Genomic DNA, 12,715 nt, shown 5'->3' with positions numbered 1-12,715 from the left:
AAATGAAAACAAAAATAAAAAAAATCATACGAGCTTTACAAACTGGCTTTCAAAAAATTACTAATCCCTCGTTATCCAAAGCTTATGGGATTGCTAAGAAAACACAGTATTTCAACGCAACCTGGTACCGAGAGCATTATGGAAACTTCCCTAGTGATTTCCATGCTTTCAGGGACTACATGGAAAAGTCGAGTTTTGCTAATGTGAATCCTTCAGCTTTGTTCGATACTGAGACGTACAATCGAAGTAATATCGATATTTATCATTCAGGCAATTCTCCGCTAATCCACTATTTGTATCACGGAAGATATGAGGGTAGGGTATCATCTGAGGTCATAAATAGATGGACGCCAGCAGACAGCCTTATTCCACAGGATACACCTACCTGGAAGTCTCAAAAGGTTGCTTTAGTTCTTCATATCTTCTACCCGGACTTTGTTGAAAAATTTGCTCATTGCATCAAACATTTCCCAATAAGTGTCGATGTATTTGTAACATGTGCCACAGACCAAATTGCACAAGATGCCAAGCAGAAATTTTCTGCAACTGGTAAAGTCAATCAAATTAAAACAGCGGTTTGTGAGAATCGCGGCAGAAATTTCGGTCCATTCCTTGTGCATTTTTCAAAGGAACTGTTGAACTACGATTTAATGTGTCACTTACATTCTAAGAAGTCTCTCTATAGTGGCCGTGAACAGACACAATGGTTTGACTATCAGAATCAATTTCTTTTGAAGGATGGGCACGTAGTTAAGTCTGTACTCCGATTATTTGATGAACACAGCAACCTCGGCATCTACTATCCTACTTCTTTCTGGATGATGCCAGCCTGGGTCAATCACTGGACATGCAACAAACCATTTGCACAGGAATTTACTGCGAAGTGGGGCGTAGATTTTAACGATAACTTCGTTAATTATCCGGTTGGCGGTATGTTTTGGGCACGCCCGAAAGCGCTTGCGCAACTACTAGATGTTGATTACGAGTACACTGACTTTCCGGCAGAGCCTCTGCCTAATGATGGTAGTAAGCTACATGCACTTGAGCGTCTCCTTGGGTTACTCGTGGAAAGAGAAGGTTACGAACAATTCTTTTACTATCCGCCTCTAGGGCGTTTTACCAGGGATAAATCGTATATTTCGACGAGCTACTATAAACCCCCTCATGCACTTAAAAATGACCTGATGAGTTTTGACATTGTTTCTTTCGATGTTTTTGATACCGTGCTCAGAAGACGATTCACAGAACCTGATTACGCAAAATTTTTGTTAGGTAAAGAGTTGTGTGAAAACGGCCATTTTGAATCCCCAGAGGCTTTCGTAGCAAAACGAAACGACTGTGAACTAAAATGCAGACAAGAAAGAAACTTCGAGGGCGACGTTTGTATCAAAGAGGTTTACGAAAGGCTCTCAAAAGAGCTGAATATTGAGCGTTCAACTTCAACCGAATGGATGGATAAAGAATTTCTCTACGATCTTGAAATGGCCGAGCCAAAGGATGAGATCGTTGAAATAATAAAGCAGCTTAGTTTATCAGGTAAGGAAATCTGGTTTGTTACAGATATTTACTACACACAAAGTCAGATAGAACTCATGCTCAGAAAAATTGGGGTTGCCATACCTTATCGCTTGTTTGTGAGTTCATCACTGCGTAAAAGAAAGGATTCAGGGACGATGTGGACATACATCAAACAATTAGTTGCCGAGAAAGGGAGTTCGTTTGTCCATGTTGGTGATAATGTGAGATCAGATGCACAAATTTGTGGTGATTTTGGTTTGCAAAATATTCACATTCTGAATCCGATGGATAAATGGGCTATTGCTGGTTTAGATGATATCGCCAGTTTCGAGAAGCCTACTGAACAAGATATACTGAAGTGGGGCCCTCAAATTAGTCACTTCGGAAGATATCCGTATTTTGGCGAATAGGTAACTATGATACCCACTAACCCAAAATATAAGGTGAAACTGATCGCTGTTGCCAAAGATGAAGGTGCCTATCTTACAGAATGGATACACCACCATCTATTCTATGGCTTTAGTGAAATAGAAATAGTATTAAACCGAACTAGTGATAACAGCATTGCAATTTTAGAAAAGATAAAAGCTGTTTGTCCTGGAGTCCGTTGGCGGTTTGCTGATTTTGTCGATTTAATACCTGGCAGTGTTCACAAAAAGCTTCAGCATATTGCATACGGTATGGTGCTGAGTGATGAACTGAACCGTTCTGAATCATCACTTACTCACTTTATGTTTCTGGACATAGACGAATTCTGGATGCCTGTTCACCCCATTACATCTATAAGTTCACTTATAGACAGTATTGGGCCGGACAAAGCCATCTCATTTAATTGGCTAAATGATTTGCCAGCAGATAAAACTTTTACTGGCATTAAACCTGTTCTCTCAGGTAACACTTCCGATGCAGTTAAAAGCTTAGTGCCTTTTTCACGTCACCTGAGGTCAATAAGAATTCATAAACCGCTGCTTAAGCCCAATGATTATGTGCTGGCCGATGGCAATCCATTCATTAAGCGGGAACATGATGAAGAACATTCTGCGAGAACAGATTACTCGAAAGCTTTCATATATCATCGATTCTATCGCTCAGAGGTAGAATACGTGTCATCACTTTATCGGGGAAACCCGGAAGGGACAGGTCAGCCTTACAAAACTAACCGTTCTGGCATGCCTGACAGAGGCAATGCAGATCATGAGTATAAATTTACCTCCTCAGACTTCGCTGAGTATTCGGCCTCCTTGACTGAATTTTTAAACCTTACAGGGCTTCGACAGTTTATTGATGACGCGCGTGAATTGGTTATGAAGCGGCATGAACTTGCAGTCAAATCCCTGGAGGCCAACCTTCCGCTATATCACAAGCAAATTATGAAGTTATTCCGTAATGTAAAAGAATTTCGGATTAAAAATGCCATAAGTAGGTATCACGACAAGCTTGTATCAGATTATGGTAAGAATGTGGAAGCGATAAGAGATCTTGCTATTAGTATTGAAGAATACTCATATGTTGAAGCCAAACGGATCATGCTGAAAGCGCAAGCGCTAAGACCCGAAGGGCCAAAAATTAAAGCTAAAATTAATGAATATGATCAAAAGATTGTTTAAGCATAAAGGGCATTCTCCTGATTCACACTTGACCGGCAATAAAAACGGGAAGGTGAAACTCGTAGCAATCGCTAAAGATGAAGGATTCTATTTTTCTGAGTGGATTCATCACCATCTTTATTTCGGATTTGATGAAATTGATATTTTCATCAATCGCACTACAGATAACTCACGAGAAGTTCTGAATGGCATCTCCAGTAAGTACGATAATGTAAAATGGCATAGCGCAGACTGGATTGACAAGTGTCCCGAAGATGCAAAAAAACAGATTCAGTTTATTGTTTATAACAAGGTGTGGGATGACATTCTGAACAGTGGTGGTTATAGCCATATACTGTTTCTCGATATCGACGAGTTCTGGATCCCTAAAGACTTCAGCAGGAATATACATGATTTTCTAAATTCATATTCACCTGATGATGTGATTTCATTTGAGTGGTTGAATGACCTCGGTAACATACCTGCATTTAGTGAACTGCCACAAATCCTTACTGGCAACTTATCACCGCTGGTAAAGACGCTTTATCCGGTTCATACCCAGATAAAAGAGTTACGTCACCATGTAGCGCTTTTCGACGGTAACCCGAATCATATTCTGGTTGATGGTGTACCGTTCGAACCTAGAAAGTCGCTAATCCAAGCTGTCAGAGAAGATTTGCAAAGCCTGAAATCTGCTTTCATTTACCATCGCGCGCATCGTTCAGTAGAAGAGTATATCTCGCTGCTTTACAGAGGTAGACCGGGTGATTCGTTTCCTTATAAAACCAATCGTCATGGATTACCCACACCTGATGCGGGATATCAGGAAGTTGAACTGCCCAAAGCTAGTTACGAGAGTTACAGGAATAGCTTATTTGATTTTAAAAATTCCGTGAACCTGTCTAAAGAGTCTCAAAATGCTAAACAATTTGTGCTTAGTCGGCTTGAGCGGTCACTGGCGAAATTACAGCAGTTTGTATGTTCTGATTATCAGACAATGATGCAGATGTTTCGCGGCGTGTATCATCACCAGGTTGTTTCAGTATTCTCCCTTCAGCGAAAGAAAATGATAGAACAAACACCGCAGGACTTCAGGCTGATGCGTGACCTGGCTATTGATGCTGCAACTCAGAATATTGAGGAAGCTATTATGTTGATGGAAGCGGCATATGCACTCAACCCAACTGGCCCCATCATTCAGCAGAAGCTGGCAGAGTTCAGAGAACGTGCTGCATCAAAAAAATATTGATGTCACTTCGCTCGCTATAGATATTTTGTTATGAAAATTTTTATTCATGTCGGACCTGGTAAAACTGGATCATCAGCCATTCAGAAATGGTTAAACGACCATTCTGATATTTTATTACAACGTGGCTTTTACTATCCTTCACATGGTGTCGATGAAAACGGTATTAGCTCTGGAAATGCCTTAAGTATTTTCGAGTACAACTCGAATAGCGAACTTTGTTTCTCAGAAGACAAAGCTAACGCTATTTTAAAAAAAGCCAGAACCAAAGGCTGTCACTCTCTGATTCTTTCATCAGAAGCTTTTATTGCGCGATTTGAGCCTATCCTCAATGCCTTTTCAAGTTGCGAGTTTATTTATTACATCCGCAATCCATTGGAATGTGCTGAATCACTCTATAATCAGTCAGTAAAGCGCCACTTCAATACTGAGCCTATTTCAGAGCCCAAAATCGGCTATAAACGCTTAATAAAACTAAAAAATGCAGTAAGTAAAAAAGCTGGCTGTAGCATCAATGTGCGCCTTTACGGGAAGCAGTTCTTTAAGGGTGGAGATATAGTTTCTGACTTCTTAGATGCGATTTCTATCAAGGAAAAATTTGATAGCGAGTCTGCTTACGTCAACAAATCTTATTCTTTCGAGGCTGTGGAATTTAAGCGGGCACTTAATTTTTTCCCTGCCCAGAAATTGCACGCGGAATTAGATCGGTGCTTACAGTCATATGAAGGTAGAATCAGGAAGTTTTCGTTCATTAATCCTGCTTCATACCAAAAAGCAATAATGGATGCGAGTGAAGCGTTGAAAGGTATATCAAGGGAATTAGACTTACCTCTTAACGAGATGGCTGAATCCTTATCGCAGGCCACTCAGCGCGAATTTAAAGAGCAGAAAATTAAAGCGATCCAGGTTTGTGAAGTACTTATATACCTTCACGAAAAAAATAGTAAGCTATTTCAAACCGTTCGTTTTCTGGTAGAGAACCGTTTACTTCCGAAGCATATCATTGACGTGTTTGACGAAGGATTTTCTTTGTGCTTCTCTCAATTGAGTGCAAAAGGTAAGACGAAAGGTTTTTTTCGGTTCAGAAATCAAGGTATTAAATCTTTGAATCATCAAGACTTCGCAATTTTTTACACATTTGCAGATAATATTTCCACTAACAGCGGAAAAAAAGAAGCCGAAAATTTTCGTGATCTTGCCATTTACTCTGAATCCAAAGGCGAAATTTTTGAAGCTTTAAGATTCATACAGATAGCAAAGCTTAAACGGCCACATGGAAAGATCATTAACCAGAAGTTGCGCGAACTTTCTGACAAAATATTCATGAATAGAAGAAATGTATTTAAATGAAAAAAATTTATAAAGATGTTCTTGTAACTCTCACTACCTATGGGATGAGACTCAAGTCTGTACATAAAACAATTTTGTCCATTCTCAGACAGACACAATTGCCTGAAAAAATCGTTCTTTGGCTAGATGAAAAAGAGTTCAGTGATAACGACTTGCCTGTTGAATTGACCGAGTTAGTGGGTGAACGATTTGAAGTACGATATTGCGAGAATATGCGTAGTTTTACAAAACTTGTTCCCAGTATCAGGGAATTTCCTGGAAAATCCTTTATTACCATTGATGATGATTTTGAATATCCTGTTGATTTGATAGAGAAGCTCATGGACTCTGCATCCGAATTTCCTGGCTCGATCATAAGTGCCAGGGGGCGGATCATTAAATATCAGAACAGTGACTTTCTTTCCTACCCGCAGTGGAATTTGTTAGATCGAAAGACTGCGTCTTTTTCCCCTTTCTGTGTTTTGCCGTTAGGTTATGCAGGTGTTTACTATCCAGCTGGCGCCTTGCATGAGGATGTTAAAAACTTAGAAAACTTTATGTCTGTAGCACCACACGCCGATGACCTTTGGTTCAAAGCGATGGGACTACTGAATAAAACATCTGTAGTAGTCCTTCCGTTGGCAGTTAGCATGTCGATGACTACAATAGATGGTACTCAGGATAACGCACTTTATTTAACTCACAATGCAGGTGATGCAAATACTGAGCAGATGAGAGCTATTGTAAAGCTTTATCCTCAGCTTCTTCAGTTGTTAGGGTCTAATGCCTTCCCATTGATAAATGATTCGTTTGACAGCGAGGAGACAGTAGATAATTCAATTGCTATCGGAGACTATGCTGCGTCTATCGTAAATGAGATTAGAGAGTCGGCTATTAAACTGGAATCAAAGAATATTTATCTTTCGCAAAAACTGATGACGTTGGCTCAAAAGGTAAGGCCAGAAGGATCGTTGATTAATGCCAAGCTAGATGAATATCAAAAAATTATAAAAGGGAAAGGCTGAGTTATGCCGCATAAGAATGTCGCAATGATGGGCTGTTTTCGAAGTGGTACTAACTTCGCTAAATCATTATTAGAAAGTAATTACGAGTGCAAAATAAAGAATCATGTTTTCGGGTGGAAACATGGTTTTCTTCCTATCATGTCGGAAGACTCAAACGCTGAATATAAGTTTATATTTGATACAGCTTTTTTTATTACTAAGAACCCGTTTTCTTTACTGGTATCGCTCTTTAATTATCACAATGAGGTACAGAGAAATCTCATTGCGCCAAATGTTTTTTCCGATTTCCTTAGAAGTAAACTAATTGTTCACGATCAGGCTCAGGCAAATTCAGTACAACTCAGGTTTTCTTCGCCTGTTGATTATTGGAATGCAATGAACTGGAATTACGCATCTCATAAAGATTTTGTTCATGTACGTTATGAGTCTTTGGTTGAGTATCCCGAAGTAATTACAAAGAAGCTAGCTGATAAACTTGATTTGTCTCCGAAAGAGGCTGCGTTCTTTGTACCTGAAAAGAAAGTAAAAAGAACGAATGATAATGATAAATTGACCTCAAAAGAAGATTATATGACGGAGCAAAATTTTGACAGGAGTGCCTACATGAAAAATCAATATATGAAAAATTTTAGCGCCGAAGACATCGCGCTTGTGGCGAGTGAATTAGACAGAGAACTCATTGAAAAGCTGGGCTATACGCCATTGATGCAAGAACTTTACAAAGACTACTAAACTGGGCGCCTCAAGGACAAATATTTATGCGCAAGGACGTCTCTGCTGTATTTCTGACAGTTCAACTCATGTTGGTAACATCATGTGGCTCCGGCGAGGACTCAATTCGAGATCCTGTTGCTCCTCAACCAGTGCCGCCTCCTTCCACACCGACGTACGATTATCCTAGGGTGAATGATGGTGAAGATATGCCTAACGTCTTGTTCATCATGGCGGATGACCATGCAATAAGCGCCATTAGTGCATATGGAAATTCTGTTGTGCCCACGCCAAATATTGACAGGATAGCAGCCGAGGGCGTGACGTTTTCAAATGCATTTGTAACAAATTCGCTGTGTTCACCAAGCAGGGCTGTCATGCTCACAGGAAAAATGAGTCACATTAACGGCGTCAGGGGAAATGCCGATGTCTTTGATGGTTCGCAACAAACACTACCAAAAATATTGCAGCAGAATGGCTATGAAACAGCCATTTTCGGTAAATGGCACCTGAAATCTGAGCCGACAGGCTTTGACTACTGGGAAGTTCTGCCTGGCCAGGGGCGGTATTACAAACCAAACTTTCTGACTCCTGAAGGAAGAGTCACAGAAGATGGTTATGTTACAGATGTGATAACTGATAAAACTCTGGCCTACCTTAGTGAAAAACGTGATAAAGATAAGCCGTTCTTTTTGATGTATCAGCATAAGGCTCCGCACAGACAGTGGTGGCCTGCTATGGAAGAACTAAGTTCCTTGACCGATAAGGTATTTGAAGAGCCCGATACCTTATTCTACGATCAGTCCGGAAGAGGCACCGCAGCAATGAGCGCGGAAATGACTATTGCTCAGCATATGGCCCTATCTATGGATAATAAAGTGTGGCCGAGAAATTTGCCTGCCGATTATTCAGAGTTCTTAAGTTACGCTGAGCAGGAGTTCAGAGATAATTACGTGTTGCTGACAGATGAGCAAAAAGATCGCTGGAATGCGGTGTATCAACCCATTAATGACGACTTCATGGTCAATCCCAGGACTGAGAGGGAACTAACGCAGTGGAAATTCCAGCGATATATGCAGGATTATACGGCGGTGATTAAGTCTGTTGATCGGAATGTAGGACGTGTCCTGGACTATCTGGATGAAAGTGGTCTTGCGCAGAATACAATTGTTGTTTACACCTCAGATCAAGGTTTCTACCTTGGTGAATTTGGATGGTTCGACAAGCGGTTCATGTACGAACCATCATTTCGCACACCGCTATTGATGAGGTGGCCCGAAAAGATTACCAACCCTCATTCCATTAAGAGCTTTGTTCAAAATGTCGATTTCGCGCCTATGATTCTTTCAGCTCTGGGTATAAATGTCCCTGAAGACATGCAGGGCGTTAATGCTATGCGCGTAGTCGAGCAAGAGCCAGATGATTGGGTGAATGAAGCGTACTACCATTACTATGACTATCCTGCCATTCACATGGTGAAGAAACACTACGGTATCCGAACAGAACGGTACAAATTAATACACTTTTATGATGATATAGATGAGTGGGAGCTATATGACTTGGAAAGAGATCCTAAAGAGATTAACAATGTTTTCGAGGAACCAAGATATTCTGAAGTATTGAAGAATATCAAAGATACGCTTTACAGAAAAAAAGAGCAATTTGAAAAGTATGAAGTTTATTAAAAGTTCTCATTAAATTTAACACGATGGAATTTAAAATTAAAATTTATAAAAATTCTAGACAAAGAAATGTGTTTAAATAGTTTAAGCTTTATTCTATTTCGCAGTTTTGCTCAGTTTGATAAAAACAGGAAGTCAAATGAGAACAGTTTATTTAAGTGCAGAGAATAACTCTAAATTAGAAAACATGGTTGGTGAGAAATTGCTTTTTTGTCTTAATGGTGAAAACTCAATAACATTAAGTGATTTGGAAAGATTGAATCCAGAATTGATTCTATACGATGATATGCTATGTCTAGTAAAGAGGAAGTTGATAGGTCAAAATTCTATAGATAGAGTCTTGAGCGAAGTAAAAGATTATTACTGTGAACTGATAGAGCTATTTGAGAAGGCGAACTTTCAATGTAATGTAAAAAATTATATTGATAGAGAAAGTTCAGTAGTGCAAATACTTCACGATAAACATATTTTTTCGAATCTGGCAGAAACTCTTTTGGAAAGTAGTATTGAATTAATATCGGTAAAAGAAAGGCTAGTAAAAGTATTTAGCAAGAAAGAAAATATAAACTCAGTATATGAAATGAAAAATAGTGAAGTAGATAATGAATTGATTTCGAGGGAGTTCGCCTTTCCGAATTTTAGTGAAAAATTAAAAAATTATGAAGCCGAAAATAGAATTTTGACAGAGAATTTTTTCAAAATTCAAGAGAGTTATGTTAGTGAAAAAATAAAAACTGCGGAGTTGGAAGTAACGCTGAAGGATTATGTTAATAAAGTTGAAGAACTAGAAGTTCATAGTGAAAAGATGAGAGCAGATTTATACGCTATAAATCTAATGAATGAATGGATAAGTATCGTTTTAACGAGAATTAACAATAGGTTATATGAAAGTAATAAAAAATATAAAAGTGAAATTAGTCTTAAAATCGATGAATTGAAAAAGTCTGGCGTGTTTAATGAAGAGTGGTATAGAGAAAATTATCCCGATCTTAACCAGTCTGTTTCAGATTTGGCTAAACATTATTTGTTAAATGGTATCTACGAAAACAGAAGTCCTTCAAAGTCATTTAACACATTAGATTTCATTTGTTTAAATCCTGAGTTAACCCGATCGGAAATTGAGCCAATTTTTCATTATATAAAAAAGTAACTATTGAAAATTAGCTTGTAATTTTAAACGTAGAGATTTAAAGAATAAAGTGTTGAATAAAATATGGATTTAAAAATAGATAGAAGACTTAGAAAAGCTAATTCTGCATTTTTGGAAGGGAATTACGGTGCTGCTTTAGATTTATATGATGAAATTAAAAAGCTAAATTCAGACAGCAATGTATTGATTGAGTATAATATTGAATTAATAAAATGTAGATTGGAAAAATGTAGTTATACATTATCTGATCTGTCTTCAATTTACCCAGTAAGTAATGTTCTATTAACCGACGATGATGAATTCATTTCTATTAATGATGATCCTACATTTGGATTTAATGATTTAATCGTTAATTTGGCTGTATCAGGATTCTATAAACTAGATTTAAAAATAAGGTCTGAAAGTGAGTTCGTATTATCAAGGCTTTACATTGATTATGGACAGGGATTTAATAATGATGATGCTTGTCAGATTTTTTTAAAATCCAATCAGCCTAATAGCCGGATTTTTTATCTTCATTCAAAACCAAAAGCATTGAGATTTGATCCGTTGGAATCTGCTGGGAAGTTTTCGATAGAAAATTTAACGATTAGAAAAATAGACTCTATCGAAGCTATCTGTGAAATAAAAGACTTCTTATATACACAAAATATCTGTGTTCTAGATAAATATAATGAAGATTTCATATATTTATACTCTCAATACAACGAACTATTCTTTAGGAATTTGAACGAGTGGTCTTATCAAGATTGGATTAAATACATAGAGCCGAAGACCAAGCACCGGGCAGATGAGATTAAAGCTAATCTCGATAAATTTAAAATTTCACCAAAAATTTCAGTGGTAATGCCAACTTATAATACCGAAGAATACTACCTAAGGCAGTGCATTGAATCTGTTATCGCTCAAACCTATGAAAAATGGGAGTTCTGCATTGCAGACGATAACTCTCCAGATCTAAATGTAGTTAAAATTTTAAAAGAGTATTCTTTAAAAGATGAAAGAATAAAGTTAGTAGAAAGAAAAAATAATGGCCATATATCTGAAGCAAGTAATTCAGCTTTAGAAATTGCGTCGGGAGAATTTGTAGCACTAATAGATCATGATGACAAGATTGATAAAGATGCTTTTTATTATATCATAAATGAAATAAATAAATTTCCGGAAGCAAAGGTTCTTTATAGCGACGAAGATAAGATTGATGAGGCTAATAATAGAAAATCTCCTCACTTTAAATCGGACTGGAACCCCGATCTATTTTTCTCGCAAAATTATGTATCTCATCTTGGGGTATATAGGACTGACATAATCCGAAGAATTGGTGGCTTTAGACGAGGAGTTGAAGGTGCTCAAGATCAGGACTTATTGCTACGGTGTTTACCGTACGTAAAGGACTCTGAGATAAAACATATACCGCGAATATTATATCACTGGAGAATGATACAAGGATCTACAGCATTAGCTTCTGGAGAGAAGGATTATACCTCTTTAGCTGGGGTTAAAGCTTTGAGTGATTATTTTCAATCAGAAGGACCTGAAAGGATTCAAGTTAGGCATGGTTTATTACCCAATACTTATAGAGTCATCTGGCCATTACCTGAATCACAGCCTCTTGTTACGTTATTAATTCCCACTAGAGATATGAAGGATGTTACTGAAACGGCGGTAAATAGTATTCTAGAAAAAACATCATATAAGAATTATGAAATATTAATATTAGACAACGGAAGCGTCAATCCTGAAACTATCGAATGGTTTGATTTAATTCAGAAAAATAATGAAAACGTTAAGGTTCTTAAATATGACTTCCCTTTTAACTATTCAGCTATAAATAATTTTGGTGTTGAAAATGCTAACGGAAGTATTGTAGGTCTAGTGAATAACGATATAGAAGTTATTAGTTCTGACTGGTTAGATGAAATGGTCAGGCATGCTATCAGGCCGGAAATCGGCTGTGTTGGTGCTAAATTATATTACAGCAACGGTACAATTCAGCACGCAGGTGTAATTTTAGGAATAGGTGGTGTAGCTAATCATCCTCATAAAAATTTTAAGAAACATCATCCTGGATATTTCGGCAAGTTAGTTTGCACACAGAATTTCTCAGCTGTTACTGCAGCAGTTTTACTGGTAGAAAAGGAAATTTTCTTAAAGGTTGGCGGGTTGAACGAACAAAATCTAGCAATAGCTTTCAATGATGTTGATTTTTGCCTAAAAGTGATGGCTGAAGGTTATCGAAATCTGTTTACACCATATGCAGAACTTTATCATCATGAGTCTATAAGTCGTGGCAAAGAAGATACACCTGAAAAAATCAGCAGATTTCACAGCGAGATTGAATATATGCAAAAGGAATGGCGTCATTTTATCGAGCATGATCCTTATTATAATGTAAATCTTACAAAAGAGATTGATGATTATTCTATCAGCATGAAAGTAAATTAATATTATTAAGTTATAACAAATTA

9 protein-coding genes are annotated in these 12,715 nt (G+C 37.7%); all 9 read left to right on the top strand.

Annotated elements, in window-relative coordinates; genetic code table 11:
• The first annotated feature begins 2 nt into the window (after positions 1 to 2).
• The 9 genes from BFC18_RS11775 (at position 3) to BFC18_RS21470 (ending at position 12,692) form a co-directional block, all read left to right on the top strand.
• Positions 3 to 1,928, top strand: a complete 1,926-nt coding sequence (locus tag BFC18_RS11775; protein WP_070125756.1) for a rhamnan synthesis F family protein — start codon at positions 3 to 5, stop codon at positions 1,926 to 1,928.
• Positions 1,929 to 1,961: 33 nt separating this feature from the next.
• The gene (locus BFC18_RS11770; RefSeq protein WP_170826599.1) at positions 1,962 to 3,125 is read left to right on the top strand and encodes a glycosyltransferase family 2 protein; all 1,164 of its coding nucleotides are present in this window, start codon (positions 1,962 to 1,964) and stop codon (positions 3,123 to 3,125) included.
• Positions 3,100 to 4,353 carry a glycosyltransferase family 2 protein gene (locus BFC18_RS11765; protein ID WP_070125754.1) on the top strand — a complete coding sequence of 418 codons (1,254 nt, stop codon included), beginning with the start codon at positions 3,100 to 3,102 and terminating at the stop codon, positions 4,351 to 4,353. The genes BFC18_RS11770 and BFC18_RS11765 overlap by 26 nt, the downstream gene beginning before the upstream one ends.
• A 30-nt stretch (positions 4,354 to 4,383) precedes the next feature.
• Complete coding sequence (locus tag BFC18_RS11760; RefSeq protein ID WP_070125753.1) at positions 4,384 to 5,700, top strand: hypothetical protein; 1,317 nt, start codon at positions 4,384 to 4,386, stop codon at positions 5,698 to 5,700.
• Positions 5,697 to 6,704, top strand: a complete 1,008-nt coding sequence (locus tag BFC18_RS11755) for a hypothetical protein (protein WP_070125752.1) — start codon at positions 5,697 to 5,699, stop codon at positions 6,702 to 6,704. The genes BFC18_RS11760 and BFC18_RS11755 overlap by 4 nt, the downstream gene beginning before the upstream one ends.
• 3 nt (positions 6,705 to 6,707) lie before the next feature.
• Complete coding sequence (locus BFC18_RS11750) at positions 6,708 to 7,436, top strand: hypothetical protein (RefSeq protein WP_070125751.1); 729 nt, start codon at positions 6,708 to 6,710, stop codon at positions 7,434 to 7,436.
• Between the two features lie 26 nt (positions 7,437 to 7,462).
• Positions 7,463 to 9,100 carry a sulfatase family protein gene (locus BFC18_RS11745; RefSeq protein ID WP_070125750.1) on the top strand — a complete coding sequence of 546 codons (1,638 nt, stop codon included), beginning with the start codon at positions 7,463 to 7,465 and terminating at the stop codon, positions 9,098 to 9,100.
• 136 nt (positions 9,101 to 9,236) lie between these two features.
• Complete coding sequence (locus BFC18_RS11740) at positions 9,237 to 10,247, top strand: hypothetical protein (protein ID WP_070125749.1); 1,011 nt, start codon at positions 9,237 to 9,239, stop codon at positions 10,245 to 10,247.
• Between the two features lie 63 nt (positions 10,248 to 10,310).
• Positions 10,311 to 12,692, top strand: a complete 2,382-nt coding sequence (locus BFC18_RS21470) for a glycosyltransferase family 2 protein (RefSeq protein WP_083273046.1) — start codon at positions 10,311 to 10,313, stop codon at positions 12,690 to 12,692.
• Positions 12,693 to 12,715: the final 23 nt, after the last annotated feature.

The sequence above is a fragment of the Alteromonas confluentis genome, assembly GCF_001757105.1.
GTDB lineage: Bacteria > Pseudomonadota > Gammaproteobacteria > Enterobacterales > Alteromonadaceae > Alteromonas > Alteromonas confluentis.
Note: the sequence above shows the minus strand (reverse complement) of the source record. Positions and strands in the feature narration are given on the sequence as shown.

Coding starts and splice junctions, on each gene's coding strand:
- BFC18_RS11750 (WP_070125751.1), top strand. CDS start 6,708: ATGCCGCATAAGAATGTCGCAATGATGGGCTGTTTTCGAAGTGGTACT.
- BFC18_RS11740 (WP_070125749.1), top strand. CDS start 9,237: ATGAGAACAGTTTATTTAAGTGCAGAGAATAACTCTAAATTAGAAAAC.
- BFC18_RS11745 (WP_070125750.1), top strand. CDS start 7,463: ATGCGCAAGGACGTCTCTGCTGTATTTCTGACAGTTCAACTCATGTTG.
- BFC18_RS11765 (WP_070125754.1), top strand. CDS start 3,100: ATGAATATGATCAAAAGATTGTTTAAGCATAAAGGGCATTCTCCTGAT.
- BFC18_RS21470 (WP_083273046.1), top strand. CDS start 10,311: ATGGATTTAAAAATAGATAGAAGACTTAGAAAAGCTAATTCTGCATTT.
- BFC18_RS11775 (WP_070125756.1), top strand. CDS start 3: ATGAAAACAAAAATAAAAAAAATCATACGAGCTTTACAAACTGGCTTT.
- BFC18_RS11760 (WP_070125753.1), top strand. CDS start 4,384: ATGAAAATTTTTATTCATGTCGGACCTGGTAAAACTGGATCATCAGCC.
- BFC18_RS11755 (WP_070125752.1), top strand. CDS start 5,697: ATGAAAAAAATTTATAAAGATGTTCTTGTAACTCTCACTACCTATGGG.